The sequence below is a fragment of the Hydrogenophaga sp. 2FB genome (genome assembly GCF_005503365.1).
Lineage (GTDB): Bacteria > Pseudomonadota > Gammaproteobacteria > Burkholderiales > Burkholderiaceae_C > Hydrogenophaga.
In genome coordinates, this window is sequence record NZ_SCML01000058.1 from 1 (window position 1) to 14,012 (window position 14,012).

Annotated in this window: 17 protein-coding genes; 8 read left to right on the plus strand and 9 right to left on the minus strand. The window is 66.4% G+C overall.

Annotated elements, in window-relative coordinates:
* Window positions 1-36 precede the first annotated feature (36 nt).
* Window positions 37-1,284 carry an acyltransferase family protein gene (locus FFS09_RS25290; protein ID WP_171020177.1) on the minus strand — a complete coding sequence of 416 codons (1,248 nt, stop codon included), beginning with the start codon at window positions 1,282-1,284 and terminating at the stop codon, window positions 37-39.
* 183 nt (window positions 1,285-1,467) lie between these two features.
* Between FFS09_RS25290 and FFS09_RS25295 the strand changes: the two genes are divergently transcribed.
* A complete protein-coding gene (locus FFS09_RS25295) occupies window positions 1,468-2,016 on the plus strand; it encodes a DUF3617 domain-containing protein (protein ID WP_137921711.1) in 549 nt (182 codons plus the stop codon).
* Here FFS09_RS25295 and FFS09_RS25300 read toward each other — a convergent pair.
* Window positions 2,000-2,722 carry a YggS family pyridoxal phosphate-dependent enzyme gene (locus tag FFS09_RS25300; RefSeq protein ID WP_137921712.1) on the minus strand — a complete coding sequence of 241 codons (723 nt, stop codon included), beginning with the start codon at window positions 2,720-2,722 and terminating at the stop codon, window positions 2,000-2,002. The genes FFS09_RS25295 and FFS09_RS25300 overlap by 17 nt on opposite strands.
* A 39-nt stretch (window positions 2,723-2,761) precedes the next feature.
* Between FFS09_RS25300 and FFS09_RS25305 the strand changes: the two genes are divergently transcribed.
* The 3 genes from FFS09_RS25305 (at window position 2,762) to FFS09_RS25315 (ending at window position 6,031) form a co-directional block, all read left to right on the plus strand.
* Window positions 2,762-3,805, plus strand: coding sequence for a type IV pilus twitching motility protein PilT (locus FFS09_RS25305; RefSeq protein WP_137921713.1), 1,044 nt, complete (start codon window positions 2,762-2,764; stop codon window positions 3,803-3,805).
* Between the two features lie 75 nt (window positions 3,806-3,880).
* Window positions 3,881-5,017 (plus strand): PilT/PilU family type 4a pilus ATPase, encoded by a 1,137-nt coding sequence (locus FFS09_RS25310; RefSeq protein WP_137921714.1) that lies wholly within the window; start codon window positions 3,881-3,883, stop codon window positions 5,015-5,017.
* A gap of 111 nt (window positions 5,018-5,128) precedes the next feature.
* On the plus strand, window positions 5,129-6,031 hold the full coding sequence (locus FFS09_RS25315; RefSeq protein ID WP_137921715.1) for an NAD(P)-dependent oxidoreductase: 903 nt from the start codon (window positions 5,129-5,131) through the stop codon (window positions 6,029-6,031).
* A 16-nt stretch (window positions 6,032-6,047) separates the two neighbouring features.
* Here the strand turns inward: FFS09_RS25315 and FFS09_RS25320 are convergent, their stop codons facing one another.
* From FFS09_RS25320 to FFS09_RS25330, 3 genes are read right to left on the minus strand one after another with little or no spacing between them, the layout of a single operon-like run.
* Window positions 6,048-6,704, minus strand: a complete 657-nt coding sequence (locus FFS09_RS25320) for a BON domain-containing protein (protein WP_137921745.1) — start codon at window positions 6,702-6,704, stop codon at window positions 6,048-6,050.
* An 11-nt stretch (window positions 6,705-6,715) separates the two neighbouring features.
* Window positions 6,716-7,336 carry an SIS domain-containing protein gene (locus FFS09_RS25325; protein ID WP_137921716.1) on the minus strand — a complete coding sequence of 207 codons (621 nt, stop codon included), beginning with the start codon at window positions 7,334-7,336 and terminating at the stop codon, window positions 6,716-6,718.
* A gap of 27 nt (window positions 7,337-7,363) precedes the next feature.
* A complete protein-coding gene (locus FFS09_RS25330) occupies window positions 7,364-7,804 on the minus strand; it encodes a YraN family protein (RefSeq protein ID WP_137921746.1) in 441 nt (146 codons plus the stop codon).
* On the opposite strand from FFS09_RS25330, the gene rsmI reads away from it, so the two are divergent.
* Window positions 7,804-8,727, plus strand: a complete 924-nt coding sequence (gene rsmI / locus FFS09_RS25335; RefSeq protein ID WP_137921717.1) for a 16S rRNA (cytidine(1402)-2'-O)-methyltransferase — start codon at window positions 7,804-7,806, stop codon at window positions 8,725-8,727. The two genes, FFS09_RS25330 and rsmI, sit on opposite strands and share 1 nt — an antisense overlap.
* Before the next feature lie 6 nt (window positions 8,728-8,733).
* Here rsmI and FFS09_RS25340 read toward each other — a convergent pair whose 3' ends face one another.
* Entirely contained in the window at window positions 8,734-9,099 is a 366-nt protein-coding gene (locus FFS09_RS25340; RefSeq protein WP_137921718.1) for a hypothetical protein, read from the minus strand.
* A 182-nt stretch (window positions 9,100-9,281) separates the two neighbouring features.
* Between FFS09_RS25340 and FFS09_RS25345 the strand changes: the two genes are divergently transcribed.
* The 3 genes from FFS09_RS25345 (at window position 9,282) to FFS09_RS25355 (ending at window position 11,763) form a co-directional block, all read left to right on the plus strand.
* Window positions 9,282-9,869, plus strand: a complete 588-nt coding sequence (locus FFS09_RS25345) for a DUF502 domain-containing protein (RefSeq protein WP_137921719.1) — start codon at window positions 9,282-9,284, stop codon at window positions 9,867-9,869.
* Between the two features lie 182 nt (window positions 9,870-10,051).
* Window positions 10,052-10,675: a dioxygenase family protein gene (locus FFS09_RS25350; RefSeq protein ID WP_137921720.1), complete on the plus strand. Its 624-nt coding sequence runs from the start codon at window positions 10,052-10,054 to the stop codon at window positions 10,673-10,675.
* Window positions 10,676-10,752: 77 nt separating this feature from the next.
* Window positions 10,753-11,763 carry a metal-dependent hydrolase gene (locus tag FFS09_RS25355; RefSeq protein WP_137921721.1) on the plus strand — a complete coding sequence of 337 codons (1,011 nt, stop codon included), beginning with the start codon at window positions 10,753-10,755 and terminating at the stop codon, window positions 11,761-11,763.
* Here the strand turns inward: FFS09_RS25355 and FFS09_RS25360 are convergent.
* The 3 genes from FFS09_RS25360 to FFS09_RS25370 are packed head-to-tail and all read right to left on the minus strand — an operon-like array spanning window position 11,760 to window position 14,012.
* A complete protein-coding gene (locus FFS09_RS25360) occupies window positions 11,760-12,491 on the minus strand; it encodes an aspartate/glutamate racemase family protein (protein WP_137921722.1) in 732 nt (243 codons plus the stop codon). The two genes, FFS09_RS25355 and FFS09_RS25360, sit on opposite strands and share 4 nt — an antisense overlap.
* Window position 12,492: 1 nt before the next feature.
* Window positions 12,493-12,777, minus strand: coding sequence for a YciI family protein (locus FFS09_RS25365; protein WP_171020178.1), 285 nt, complete (start codon window positions 12,775-12,777; stop codon window positions 12,493-12,495).
* A complete protein-coding gene (locus FFS09_RS25370) occupies window positions 12,774-14,012 on the minus strand; it encodes an amidohydrolase family protein (RefSeq protein ID WP_137921724.1) in 1,239 nt (412 codons plus the stop codon). Before FFS09_RS25370 ends, FFS09_RS25365 begins: the two co-directional genes overlap by 4 nt.

Genomic DNA, 14,012 nt, shown 5'->3' on the forward strand with positions numbered 1-14,012 from the left:
CGGGTATGCGGGGTTGCATGGTGGAGGAAGTCTGCATCAGAGTGCGGCCGGGCGGTGAACCGGGGGCAAATCCACCGCAGCGGGCAGTTCTTTGGCAATGGGATCGGACGGGCGCCCACGCAGCTTTCGCCGCCAGGGCACCTCAACCAAACGATAACAAAGGACCGACAAGCCGACGGTGGCCAACAGCGCGATCGCGTGCACCGGCGGCGTGCCCCATGAACCGAGGAGCTTCATGCTCAGCACGGTCACGACCGACCAGTGAACGATGTAGAGCGAGTAACTCGCCTCCCCCAGCAAGACCAGCCACCGGTGCGCCAGCACGGGGCTCAGGCAGGTGGGGCCCGCGGCCACCGCGAGGATCACACCGACGAAGGGCAGGATGAACACCGCGTACTTGGTGGAAACGTCGAGCAACCACAGCGCCGCGCTCGGGCCGCTGTAGTTCGGCACCATCACGCGCACCAGAATCACCAGCAGGCACAGCCCCAGCAGCAGGTGCCTTCGACCCGCCGTGCGCAGGTGCGGCACAGCGCTGCCGCCCGCTTCCCGCGCCATCAGGAAACCAATGCCTGCCAGGCAACCCGCCAGGAACTCGCTGTAACGCAGCACCGGGTTGTAGGTGATCACCAGGTATTGCGTGGTGCCGTCCACCCGCCAGAGGTAGTTCATGGCGTGGATCACCACGCCATACAAGGCCGCGCCCAGGAGCACGGTGAGCAACATGGCGCCGACGAGCCACGTCCATGAACGCGCCCGTTTGCACAAGGCCGCGCACAGCCAGGGAAACGTGGCATAGAAAAAGAACTCGGCCGCCACGCTCCACGCGGGCGTGTTCCAGAACATCGCAAACGGCACGGCCGGCACCCAGGCCTGCAAAGCCACCGCGTTCAACAACCACGACGCCCAGTAGGTGTGCGCCACCTCACCGAGCTGCCCCCCCGATGCGCGCTCCAGCAGGTGCCACGGTGTGTCCAGCAGCAGGCCGAGCAGATAGATCGGGTAGATCCGCGCCAGCCGGAAGCGCTGGAACCACCAGAACCGCGCATCGCTCACACCGCCGGCAAACCAGTCGCGGTACCGGTACGTGAGGATGAACCCGCTGAGCACGAAGAAGAAGGTGACACCGAACTGACCACCCACGATCAGCCGCCGCAAACCCTCCGGCAAGGGACCGAGCAGATCGCGGTAGTGCAGCACCACCACGGCGAACGCGGCGAAGAAACGCAGGCTGGTGAGGGCGTGCAGCGCCGGGCGCTCCGGATGCGCAAGACGATCGGCCAAGTGGTGTGCCCTCTGTGTGGTTCGTCCGGGGCAGCGCAGCTCGCCGCGACCGCCAGCCACGGATGTTAGGGCCGTGAACCCGATTTTTCCAGGTGCGCATGGGTTGAAAACGGCGCCCGACGGGTGCGCGTTGACAGCCCGGCCCACCTCCGCACAATGACCGCACACACTTCAGGAGCCCCCATGACCCCCACCCGCACCGCCTTGCTCGCCTGCACCTTCGCCCTCTGCGCCACGGCCCAGGCCCAGACCAGCGTCAAACCCGGCCTGTGGGAAATGCAGAGCAAGATGGGTGGCAATCCGCAGATGGACCAGGCCATGGCCGAGATGCAAAAACAGATGGCCGGCATGCCGCCCGCGCAACGCAAGCAGATGGAGGACATGCTGGCCAAGCAGGGCATGGCCATGCCGAGCGCGGCGGCGGGCGGCGGCATGAACACCAGGCTCTGCATCACGCCCGAGATGGCCGCGAAGCAGGACCTGCCGGTGCAGGAAAAAGGCGATTGCACCAACACCGTCACCTCGCGCAGCGGCAATGTGGTCAAGATGAGCTTCGTCTGCAAGAACCCGCCCTCCAGCGGCGAGGGCACCTACACCTTCAACGGCGACACGGCCTACACCATGAAGATGCAGATGAAGTCCATGCACCAGGGCAAGCCGCAGAACATGACCATGGACGGCAGCGGCAAATGGCTCGCCGCGTCCTGCGGCAACATCAAGCCGGTGAAGTGACCTTGCCGGGTCGGCCGCCGAACACCGCCCGCCCCACGCGCACCATCGTCGACCCGGCCGCCACCGCCGCTTCCAGATCGTCGCTCATGCCCATGGACAAGGTGTCGAGCGCGAAGCCGTCGTCGTTGAGGCGCTCGAACAATCCGCGCGCCTGCAGGAACAAGGCTTGCTGCGCTTCGAAGCCCTCGGCCGGCTCGGGAATGCACATCAGGCCGCGCAACCGCAACCGGGGCAAGGCAGCGACGGCCTCGGCCAGTGGAAGCAAGGCGTTCGGGGCAACGCCCGATTTCGTCAGGCCACCGTCCACGTTCACCTGCAGGCACACCTGCAGCGGCGGCATGTCTTCGGGGCGTTGCTCGCTGAGGCGCTGCGCGATCTTCAAACGGTCCACCGACTGCATCCAGTCGAAATGCGTGGCGACCAGCCGGGTCTTGTTGCTTTGCACGGGACCGATGCAATGCCATTCGATGAGGTCGCCCTGCAACGCAGCGGACTCGCGCAAAGCGAGGATCTTCTCGACCCCTTCCTGCACGTAGTTTTCGCCGAATGAACGCTGACCGGCAGCCTGAGCCTGACGAACGGCGTCGGGGCCGAAGGTCTTGGAAACCGCCAGCAGGGAGACCTCCTCCACCTCACGTCCAGCCTGTGCACACGCCCGCGCGATTCGCTCGCGCAAGCCTTGGAGATTGCCTTCAATCGTCGTCATAATCTGCCGTCATACCTCAACACCGCACGGACGTCCCGGATGGATATCACCCAACTGCTTGCCTTCAGCGTCAAGAACAAAGCATCGGATCTTCACCTCTCGGCCGGCCTGCCACCCATGATACGGGTGCATGGCGACGTGCGGCGCATCAACGTCGAACCGCTGGACCACAAGATGGTCCACAGCATGGTGTACGACATCATGAACGACAACCAGCGCAAGCACTACGAAGAGTTCCTGGAGTGCGACTTCTCGTTCGAGATCGAAGGCCTGGCGCGTTTTCGCGTCAACGCGTTCAACCACAACCGGGGCGCCGGCGCGGTGTTCCGCACGATTCCCAGCAAGATCCTCACGCTCGAGCAACTCAACGCGCCCAAGATCTTTGGTGACCTGGCGCTGCGTCCGCGCGGTCTGGTGCTGGTGACCGGCCCCACGGGTTCGGGCAAATCGACCACCCTGGCCGGCATGGTCAACCACCTCAACGAAACCGAGTACGGCCACATCCTGACCGTGGAAGACCCGGTGGAGTTCGTGCACGAGTCCAAGAAGTGCCTGGTGAACCAGCGCGAGGTCGGCCCGCACACCTTGAGCTTTGCCAACGCACTGCGCTCGGCCCTGCGCGAAGACCCGGACGCGATCCTGGTGGGCGAAATGCGCGACCTGGAAACCATCCGCCTGGCCATGACCGCGGCCGAGACGGGCCACCTGGTGTTCGGCACATTGCACACCTCGAGCGCGGCCAAGACGATCGACCGGATCATCGACGTGTTCCCGGCCGAAGAGAAAGACATGGTGCGCGCGATGTTGTCCGAATCGCTGGTGGCGGTGATCTCGCAAACGCTGTGCAAAACCAAGGACGGCTCGGGCCGTGTGGCCGCGCACGAGATCATGCTGGGCACCAGCGCCATCCGCAACCTGATCCGCGAAGCCAAGGTGGCACAGATGTACTCGACCATCCAGACCAGCAACAGCGTGGGCATGCAGACGCTGGATCAGAACCTGACCGATCTGGTGAAACGCAACGTGATCAGCCCCGCGGAAGCGCGTGGCAAGGCCAAGATTCCCGAGAACTTCCCCGGTTGAGCATGATGGGTTCCCTGCCCCATCGGCGGTCTCGCTGGCGCAGCGGCCCACACACCTGAGCACAAGGACAGATTCATGGAACGCGACCAGGCATCCAAATTCATCAACGATCTGCTGCGTCTTATGCTCAGCCGCGGTGGCAGCGACCTGTTTCTCACGGCCGAATTTCCGCCTGCGATCAAGGTGGACGGCGCAGTCGTCAAGGTCTCGCCGCAGCCGCTGAATGCCACGCACACGCTGGCCTTGGCGCGCTCGATCATGAACGACAAGCAGGCCGCGGAATTCGAGCGCACGAAGGAATGCAACTTCGCGATCGCTCCGCCCGCCGTTGGGCGCTTTCGCGTGAGCGCCTTTGTTCAGCAAGGCAAGGTGGGCATGGTGCTGCGCACGATTCCCGCCGTGCTGCCCTCCATCGACAAGCTCGGCTTGCCCCAGGTGCTCAAGGACGTAGTGCTGTCCAAGCGGGGTCTGTGCATCCTGGTGGGCGCGACGGGTTCGGGCAAGTCGACCTCGCTGGCGGCCATGGTGGACTGGCGCAACGAAAACACACACGGCCACATCATCACCATCGAAGACCCGGTGGAGTTCGTGCACCCGCACAAGAATTGCGTGGTGACGCAGCGCGAAGTGGGCCTGGACACGGACAGCTGGGAAGCCGCGCTGAAGAACACGCTGCGCCAGGCGCCCGACGTGATTCTGATGGGCGAGATCCGCGACCGCGAAACCATGGAGCACGCGATCCAGTTCTCGGAAACCGGTCACCTCTGCCTGGCCACCTTGCACGCCAACAGCGCCAATCAGGCGTTGGACCGGATCATCAACTTCTTCCCCGAGGAACGCCGCTCGCAGTTGTTGATGGACTTGTCGCTGAACCTGCGCGCGCTGATCTCGCAGCGTCTGGTCCCGCGCCAGGACGCCAAAGGCCGGCATGCCGTGGTCGAGATCATGCTGAATTCGCCGCTGATCTCGGACCTGATCTTCAAGGGCGACGTGGCCGAGATCAAAGAGATCATGAAGAAGAGCACCCAGATGGGCATGCAAACCTTCGACCAGGCCCTCTTCAACGCCTTCGAGGCCAACGTCATCACGCTGGAAGACGCCCTGCGCAACGCGGACTCGCTCAACGACCTGCGCCTGCAGATCAAGCTCAACAGCCAGCGCGCCAAGTCGCTCGACCTGGCGGCAGGCACCGAACACCTCACGATCATTTGACCCCCCCGCGCCGCGCCTGCGGCGCGTCACCCCCTCCAGGGGGCAATGCGTGCGGCCCGGCAAAGCCGGTTCCGCCGCATTTCTGGAACTTCACCCGAGAGACTTTTTCCCATGAGCAGCATTGCAGAACGCACCTACGAAACCATCCCCGCTCACAAAGTCGCCTTCATCGGACTGGGCGTCATGGGCTATCCCATGGCGGGCCATCTCGCTCGCGCCGGGCATTCGGTGACGGTCTACAACCGATCGGCCGGCAAGGCGGTGGCGTGGGTGGCCGCATTTGGCGGCGCGCACAAGTCCACGCCGCGTGAAGCCGCGCAGGGGGCCGACATCGTGTTCGCTTGCGTGGGCAACGACGACGACCTGCGCGCCGTCACCCTCGGCGCCGATGGCGCCTTCGCGGGCATGGCGCCCGGCGCGATCTTCGTGGACCACACCACCGCCTCGGCCGACGTGGCGCGCGAGCTTTACGCGGCGGCCAAGACCCTGGGCCTGTCGTTCATCGACGCGCCGGTTTCTGGCGGCCAGGCCGGCGCGCAGAACGGTGCGCTCACAGTGATGTGCGGTGGCGATGCGCCCACGTTCGAGGCTGTCACGCCCATCGCCATGGCCTTCTCGCGCGCCTTCACGCGCATGGGCGAAAGCGGGGCGGGCCAGCTCACCAAGATGGTCAACCAGGTCTGCATCGCCGGCCTGGTGCAAGGCCTGTCCGAGGCCATCGCCTTCGGCCAGAAAGCCGGGCTGGACATGAACCAGGTGCTCGACGTGATCGGCAAAGGCGCGGCGCAAAGCTGGCAGCTCGACAACCGCGGCAAAACCATGGTGGCCGACAAGTTCGACTTCGGCTTCGCCGTGGACTGGATGCGCAAGGACCTCGGCCTGGTGCTCGAGGAAGCCAAGCGCAACGGCGCGCGGCTGCCGGTGACCGCGCTGGTGGACCAGTTCTATGCCGACGTGCAGGCCATGGGCGGCCAGCGGTTCGACACCTCCAGCCTCATCAAGCGCTTGAAGTAGGCGCCGCCTTTGCGCCTTATTTGTTCGCGCCGCTTTCTGGCGCGGGCTGCTTGAGCGCGTTCAGGTTGGCGAGTTCCTGCTCGGTGATGATCTCGAGCACGCGCACCACGCGACCCACACCCTGCGTGTTGCGTGCGATGTCGGTGGCACGGTCCGCCTCACGCTGCGTCACGCGACCCATCAGGTACACCGTGCCGCGCTCGGTGATCACCTTGAAGGCGCTGGCGGACAGGTCCTTCGCATCGACCAGCGAGGCCTTCAGGCGGCCGGTGATCAAGGTGTCGGCCGCGCGTTCCTTGAACGACGGGCTGTTGGTCACCTCGAGTTCGTTGATGACTTCCCTGACGTTCTCCACGCCCGAGACGAGCTGCGTGATCTGCGTCTTGACCGCGTCGCTCGCGGCTTCACCGGTGATCAACACGCGGCGGTTGTAGCTGGAGATCGAATAACGCGCACGCGCATCACCCAGCGCGTCTTTCACGCGGTTGGTGGCGCGCAACTCGATGCCCTGGTCGTCGAGCTGCGCGCCCGACGTGCGCCGGTCCACCGCCACGATCGCGCCCACGGCGGCGCCACCCAGCATGAGCGGCGCGCAGGCACTCAGCGTCGCGCCCAGCGCGGCCACGGCCAGGGTGGCAGCGGCAATGCGGCGAAAGGATGTGGTCATGGTCATCTTCTGTTGGCTCATGAAGCGTTCTCCATAGTGATGTTGGATTCGTCGGGCAGGCCCAGCAACTGGGCGTCCACACCGTCGCAAATGCAGTGCAGCACGAGGTGGTGCACTTCGAGAATGCGGGCCGGCAACTCGTGCGGCACACACAGGTGCACGTCGGTGTCGCGCAGCAGGTGGCCCAGTCGGCCGCCGCGCGCACCGGTCAGCGCCACCACGATCATGTCGCGCTCGTGCGCGGCTTCGACAGCGGCCACCACATTGGCCGAGTTGCCGGTGGTCGAGAGCACCAGCAGCACGTCGCCGCTCTGGCCCAGCGCACGCACCTGGCGGGAAAACACCGAACGCCCGTCGAAGTCGGTGGCAATGCCGGTGAGCACCGCCGCGTCGGCCGCCAGGGACAGGGCCGCCAGCTCGGGCCGTTCGCGCTCGTAGCGGCCCATGAAGCTGGCCGCGAAGTGCTGTGCGGCCGAAGCCGACGCGCCGTTGCCGCACGCCAGCACCTTGCCGCCCCCGGTGACGCTGGCCAGCACCGCCGCGATGGCGGACTCGACCAGGGGCGCGAGGGACTGCGCGCACTGGTACTTCAGGTCGGCGCTGTCGATGAACTGTTGTTGTATGCGTTGCAGAAGCATGGCGCGATCATAGCGGCGGGGGGTGTATCAAAATGCGGCGGATGCATCAAATGCCGCGCGAATCCATTCGAGTTTCGGTGGTGTCGTCGGGGCAAGCGGCGTTCCTTCCAGCAACACCACGTCGAAGCGGCATGGAGGTTCTGAGCCGAGTCGCAGCAAAAAGTGCCGCGCCGCGAACACAATGCGGCGCTGTTTCACACCGGTGATGCTGGCGCCCGCGCCGCCCTGGCGCTGGCTCGCGCGCTGGCGCACCTCGACGAAGACCAGCGTGCCATCGCGCTCGCGCATAATCAAATCGACTTCGCCGCCACCCCGGCCCGGGGTCTTGAAGTTGCGCTGCACCAGCTTCAGGCCGTGCTGCTGCAGGTGCGCCAAGGCCAGCGCTTCGGCGGCGTCGCCCCGGTTTTTTGTGGTGCCCGCACCCACACCGGTCGGGCCCGGCATCCCTTGTTTTCTGGAACTCCACATTGTCTGCAAGCTCTCCATCCCTGTTGGCCGCTGCCCGCGACACGGCGGGGCACCAGCATTATCCGCAGGGCGCGTTGTACATGGTGGCCACGCCGATCGGCAACCTGGCCGACATCGGGCTGCGCGCGCTGCAGGTGCTCGCGCTGGCCGACACCGTGGCGTGCGAAGACACCCGCCACACCGCCACCCTGCTGCAGGGCTACGGCCTGCACAAGCCGCTGCTGGCGCTGCACGAACACAACGAGGCCGAGGCCGCGCAGACCGTGGTGCAACGCTTGCAGGAGGGCCAGCGCGTGGCCTACGTGAGCGACGCTGGCACGCCCGGTGTGAGCGATCCGGGCGCGCGGCTGGTGGCCGCCGTGAACGCGGCCGGGCTGCGCAGCGTGCCGATACCGGGCGCGAGCAGCATCACCGCGCTGCTCAGCGTGACCGGCCACAGCGGTTGGGACGGGCACTTCGTGTTCGCGGGTTTTCTTTCCCCCAAGTCGGCGGAGCGCCAACGCGAGGTGCAGCAGATCGGCGGCGACGCGCGTGCCTGCGTGCTGCTCGAAGCACCGCACCGCATTGAAGCGCTGGCCAAAGACCTGGCCACGCTCGGCGCGCGGCCCGTGACCGTGGGGCGCGAGCTGACCAAGCAGTTCGAGGAGATCGCGCAGATGCCGGCGCAGGATGTGCCCGCTTGGCTGCAGGCCAGCGAGCACCGACGGCGCGGTGAGTTCGTGTTGATGGTGCACCCGCAAGCGGCCGACGTGGACGGGGCCGATGCCATCGACGCGCGCACCCTGCGCACGCTGGATTTGTTGCTCGCGGAGTTGCCGCTGAAAACCGCCGTGCGCCTGTGCGCCGACATCACCGGCCAGCCGCGCAACGCGCTGTACGACGCGGCACTGGCGCGGCGCCAGGCCGGCGAGAGCGAAGACTAGGGCGCCTCAGCGCATCACGCGCGCGATCGTGTCGGGGCCGGAGCGCGGGGCACTCTCGGCGCGCTTCACATCCGGTGCGTCGGGCACCTCGGTCGCCTGCACGTCCACCACATCGCCCATGGGCCGACGGCCCATGCCCGCGCCACCGGGCCAGGCGCCCTGCGAATAACGCTGCGAGGACTCGCGAAAGCGGGTGAACAACACCGCTGGCGCCGGCTTGCGTCCGGTCAACAAGGACCAGATCGACACACCGAGCACCACCACCAGCGTGGCCGCCAGGAGGCTGAGCAGAAACACCAGGCCAGCCAGGCCCAGTGCCAGCTTGAAGACGCCACGCAACACGCGGCCGAAGAAATCGAAGAGTTCGTTCATGGAAGAGAGAGCCTCCTGGCCTCGTGGAGTTCCGGAACTGGCGCATGCGCCAGATGGGTTGCCCGGTCGGGGGCAAACGGCATGAAGATGGGGACATTCTCGCCGGTTGCAAGCCGAAGCGGCTGATATGCTGCCGCGTGGCTGCGGGCGCCTGGCCCGCAACAACCTGCAATGCCCCCCCCATGAAACCGATTTACCAGACCTTTTTTCGCGGCCTGATCACCTTTCTGCCGGTGGCGATCACGGTCTATGTGCTGTACCTGTTCATCCGATGGGTGGAGTCGATCGCCATGTGGGCGATCCGACCGTTGATCGGGGACTTCTACCTGCCCGGGCTGGGCATCCTGATTGGCGCGGCCATGATCTTCGGCCTGGGTGTGCTGGTCTCCCTGCCCGTGGCGGCGCGCATGCTGTCCTGGATCGAGTTGCCGTTCAACAACCTGCCGGTGGTCAAGAGCATCTACTCCTCGCTCAAGAGCTTTGCCGACTACTTCGCCCCCCGCAAAGGCGACGAGCAACAGCAACAGGTGGTGATGCTGAAGATGCCGGACAACGAGATGACCATCGTCGGTCTGGTGACGCGGCAAAGCATGCGCGGCCTGCCACCCGGCTTGGCCGAGCTGGACCACGTGGCGGTGTATTTGCCGATGGGCTACATGATCGGCGGCTACACGGTGTTCGTGCCGCGCAGCTGGACCACGCCGATCGAGATGTCGGTGGAAGAAGCAATGCGCGCATCTCTCCTGGCCTGGATGGCGAGCAAGAAGTAGCTCCCCCCGCGCCGCCTGCGGCGTCACCCCCCGAGGGGCAACACCTGGGACCGGCAGAGCCGGATCCTCGGTGTTTCTGGAAGGGGCACGCGCTTCGGCGGCGTTTTCGGGATTCGTGCTGGCTCCCGGAACTTGCCTTGCGTCAACGCTTCCAATCACACAGCCCTTGCCTGGAGACCCTCATGTCCACCCTTGCCCGCCGCCGCCTCCTCCTCGCCAGTGCCGCCGCCGTGTCCGCGCCCGCCTGGTTGTCGCCCGCGCTGGCGCAGTCGAAAAACCTTCGGCCCACGCCGCGCCAGACCGAGGGGCCGTTCTACCCCGTCACGCTGCCGGCCGACACCGACGCCGACCTGTTGAAGAACGGCAACGCCGTCTACAGCAAAGGACAGCCGACCTGGGTCGACGGCACGGTGACCGATCTCGCGGGCGTGCCGGTGGCGGGCGCGGTGGTGGAAATCTGGCAGTGCGACGGGCAAGGCCACTACCACCACCCCGGCGACGGCGACCGCGCCGACCCGGCGTTCCAGGGTTTTGGCAAGGTCACCGTGGGACGCGATGGGCGCTACCGCTTCCGCACCTTGAAGCCCGTGCCCTACACCGGCCGAACGCCGCACATTCACGTCAAGGTGAAACTGGACCGCGCGGAACTGCTCACCACCCAGCTCTACGTGGCGGGCGATCCGGGCAATGAGCGCGACGGCATCTGGCGGCGCATGAGCGACGCGGATCGCGCGGCCGTGACCGTGTCCTTCGCGCCGGGAAGCGATGGGTTGCGCGCCACGTTCCCGATCGTCGTTCAGGCCTGAGGCCATACCCAGCGGCGAGGGCCTGTTCACCCAACGCATCTTGGAAAAATAGGGTGAACAGGCCCTAAGCTCGCCGCATGGATTCACTGACTCAGATTGCCCTCGGCTCGGCCGTGGGCGTGGCCGTGATGGGCCGCCGCACCGCCGTCTGGAAGGCCGCGCTGTGGGGCGCCATTGGCGGTACGCTGCCCGATCTCGACGCCTTCATCAACCACGGCAACGCCATCCTCAACATGACGCGCCACCGCGCGGAGAGCCACGCGCTCTTCGTGCTCACGCTGGCCGCACCGGTGCTGGCCTGGATCGTCTCGCGCGTGCACGGCGAAGCGGCCCTGTTCAAGCGCTGGTGGCTGGCGCTGTGGCTGGTGCTCATCACGCATCCGCTGCTCGACACCATGACGGTGTACGGCACGCAACTGCTGCAGCCGTTCAGCGACTACCCGTTCGCCGTGGGCAGCGTCTTCGTCATCGACCCGGCCTACACCGTGCCGCTGATCGTGGGCGTGGTGGCCGCACTGTGGTTGAAGTCGGCGCGCGGCCTGGCGTGGAACACCGCGGGGCTGGTGATCAGCACGCTCTACCTGGCCTGGGGTGTGGGTGCGCAGTGGCACGTCACACAGGTGGCGCGCGCGTCGTTGCAAACCGAGGGCCTTGCGGTGGACGAGTTGCTCGTCACGCCCTCGCCGTTCAACACCGTGCTCTGGCGTCTCGTGGCGACCACGCCCACGCAGTACCGCGAAGGTTTTTATTCGCTGCTCGACGACAGCCCGCGCATCCAATGGACGGTGCACGAACGCGGCGCGGACCTGATCGCACAACACGGCAACGAGCCTTACCTCGCGCGCATGGCGGCCTTCTCGCATGGGTTCTACAGCGTGTCGTCCACCGACGGCCATCTGTTCGTGACCGACCTGCGCATGGGGCAGGAGCCGCACTACACCTTCCGCTTCGACCTGGGCACCAACGCGGCACGTGCCAACGGCGGGCACCGGCCGACGCTGGAGGGCTCACGCCCGAACCTGGCTACCGCACTGCCCGGGTTGTGGCGCCGTATGTTGGGTGAACGCCCGCCTTCAGCAACGAACTAGGGTGCGAAGCCCTCCACTAGGCCCGCGTATGTTTTGGGCATTGGGGCGGCGTAGTCACCCACCTTGCTCGTGGTCCAACCCAGCCGAACCAGCGATTCGGCCGTGGCGACCGCCGCGCGCACACCGTCGATCACCGGCACGCCCAGCTCCTGGGCCAACCGCTCGCACAGGTCGGCCATGCCCGCGCAGCCCAGCACGATAGCGCCCGTGTTGTCCTGCGCGAGGGCATCGCGGCAGCTCTGCAGTACTTTGCGGTAGGCGTCGCTGCCCGTTTCTTCCAGGTCCAGCACAGGGACGTCGCAGGCGCGGATGCCTCGGCACCTGGAGCCAATGCCGTAGCGCGTCACGAGATGCTCGGCGATGACCACGGTGCGCTGCAGTGTCGTCACCACGGAAAAGCCGGTGGCCACGAAACCGGCGAGGCGCATGGCAGCCTCTGCCACGCCAACCACAGGCGCGCGCGTGATCTCGCGCGCAGCGTCCAGCCCCGGGTCGCCGAAGCAGGCAATGACGTACGCATCCATGCCCTGCGCCTCGCCACGGCGCACTTCATCGAGCAATCCGACGCAGGCCAGAGCCTCGTCGTAATGCCCTTCGATGGACGCCGGCCCATGGCGCGGGCTCACGGCCACGATCTCCGAGCCGGGCGACGCCGCACTGAGCGCCGCCTCACCGATCTTGACCGTCATCGGCCAACTGGTATTGGGGTTGATGACCTTGATGCGCATGTCAGCCGATGTGCTTGTCGTAGCGGGTGATGAAATGGCGCTCGAACACGCCGACGCGGGTGAAGGGATCGTCGTCGTGGAAAGCAACGACGGCCTCACGCGACGGTGCGTCCACCAGCATCAGCGTGCCCACATAGGTGCCGTTGTCGTCGCCCGCGCACAGCGGGCCGGCCTGCACGATGCGCACCTGGCCCTCTTTCTTGAGAAATTCCTGGCGTTCCTCGCGGTGCTTGAGGCGCAGGTCGAAAGCGCCCGGGTTGTCGTAACAGATGCGGACATAAATCATGCTGGTTCCTTGGTGAAGACGATGGGGTCTGGCGACGGTGTCGCCAGGTGCAGGCATTGGCCATTGCGCGCCACGACGGTGCCCCGCCGGACCACGAGCTCGCGCGGCGGGTGCGCGGCCACGGCGTGCGCGATGTTCTCGGCGCGCACGGTGAACAGATCGGCGTCCTTGCCCACGGCCAGGCCATGGCCATGCAGCCGCATGACCTGGGCCCCGCCATGGGTACACACCTCCAGCGCCAACGCCATGTCGGCGTCGGTGGTGAGGCGGTTGCGCAGGCCCAGAAACGTGGCGCGCTCCAGCATGTCGGCGTTGCCGTAATGCTTCCAGGTGTCCCGCACACCGTCCGAACCCGACGACACACGCACGCCGGCGGCCAGCAGCCGCTTGAGCGGTGGGGCGGACCAGCCGGCCGGCCCGGTGGTCATGACGGCAATGTCCAGGGCGGCGAGCTCGGCGATCAGCGGTTCCACCAGCTCGCTGCGCGCGCTGCCCAGGCAAAACGCGTGGCTGATGGTCACCTGACCCTGCAAGCCCAGCGCGCGCACGCGCTCAAAGACGAGGTCCAGCGTGAGCGCACCCATCTCTTCGGGCTCGTGCAGATGGATGTCGATGGGTCGGCCGTGCTTTTGCGAGAGCGCGAAGATCGCATCCAGCTGACCCTTGGGGTCCCGGTCGATCGCATACGGGTCCAGCCCACCCACCCACTCGCAACCCATGGTCAACGCCTGGTCCATCAGGGCAAGCGTGCCCGGACGGCGCATGAGGCCAGACTGCGGAAACGCCACGAGCTGGATGTCCACGAGCGCGCGGCAGCGCTCGCGCGTGGCTAGCACGCCTTCCAGGCACCACAGGCCTTGGTCGGTGTCGATGTCGACGTGGCTGAGGATATGCAACGACCCCTGCGCCACCGACAGCGCCACCTGCCGCGCGGACTGGCGCTGCGGATCGATGTCCCAGGCGCGTCGGGCGTGGCGCTCATGGTCGATCTTGTCCATGAGGGACGGTCCCGCCGTATTGGCATGCCAGGGCATATCCCAGAGGGACTTGTCCAGATGCGTGTGCGCCTCCACCAGCGAAGGCAGCACCAGCGCGCCGTGCACGTCTTCCACCGGCACCCCGGGCGGCGGTTGCAGGCAGGGGCCCATAGCGACCACCTTGCCCTCGCGCACCAGTATGTCGGCAGGCGCCAGCCCATGCGGCCGGCCGCCGCGGATCAACAGGTCAGAGGCCAT

Excerpts from the sequence above, each read along its gene's own strand:
- FFS09_RS25295 (WP_137921711.1), top strand. The coding sequence starts at position 1,468 with ATGACCCCCACCCGCACCGCCTTGCTCGCCTGCACCTTCGCCCTCTGC.
- FFS09_RS25300 (WP_137921712.1), bottom strand. The coding sequence starts at position 2,722 with ATGACGACGATTGAAGGCAATCTCCAAGGCTTGCGCGAGCGAATCGCG.
- FFS09_RS25305 (WP_137921713.1), top strand. The coding sequence starts at position 2,762 with ATGGATATCACCCAACTGCTTGCCTTCAGCGTCAAGAACAAAGCATCG.
- FFS09_RS25310 (WP_137921714.1), top strand. The coding sequence starts at position 3,881 with ATGGAACGCGACCAGGCATCCAAATTCATCAACGATCTGCTGCGTCTT.
- FFS09_RS25315 (WP_137921715.1), top strand. The coding sequence starts at position 5,129 with ATGAGCAGCATTGCAGAACGCACCTACGAAACCATCCCCGCTCACAAA.
- FFS09_RS25320 (WP_137921745.1), bottom strand. The coding sequence starts at position 6,704 with ATGACCATGACCACATCCTTTCGCCGCATTGCCGCTGCCACCCTGGCC.
- FFS09_RS25325 (WP_137921716.1), bottom strand. The coding sequence starts at position 7,336 with ATGCTTCTGCAACGCATACAACAACAGTTCATCGACAGCGCCGACCTG.
- FFS09_RS25330 (WP_137921746.1), bottom strand. The coding sequence starts at position 7,804 with ATGTGGAGTTCCAGAAAACAAGGGATGCCGGGCCCGACCGGTGTGGGT.
- FFS09_RS25340 (WP_137921718.1), bottom strand. The coding sequence starts at position 9,099 with ATGAACGAACTCTTCGATTTCTTCGGCCGCGTGTTGCGTGGCGTCTTC.
- FFS09_RS25345 (WP_137921719.1), top strand. The coding sequence starts at position 9,282 with ATGAAACCGATTTACCAGACCTTTTTTCGCGGCCTGATCACCTTTCTG.
- FFS09_RS25350 (WP_137921720.1), top strand. The coding sequence starts at position 10,052 with ATGTCCACCCTTGCCCGCCGCCGCCTCCTCCTCGCCAGTGCCGCCGCC.
- FFS09_RS25355 (WP_137921721.1), top strand. The coding sequence starts at position 10,753 with ATGGATTCACTGACTCAGATTGCCCTCGGCTCGGCCGTGGGCGTGGCC.
- FFS09_RS25360 (WP_137921722.1), bottom strand. The coding sequence starts at position 12,491 with ATGCGCATCAAGGTCATCAACCCCAATACCAGTTGGCCGATGACGGTC.
- FFS09_RS25365 (WP_171020178.1), bottom strand. The coding sequence starts at position 12,777 with ATGATTTATGTCCGCATCTGTTACGACAACCCGGGCGCTTTCGACCTG.
- FFS09_RS25370 (WP_137921724.1), bottom strand. The coding sequence starts at position 14,012 with ATGGCCTCTGACCTGTTGATCCGCGGCGGCCGGCCGCATGGGCTGGCG.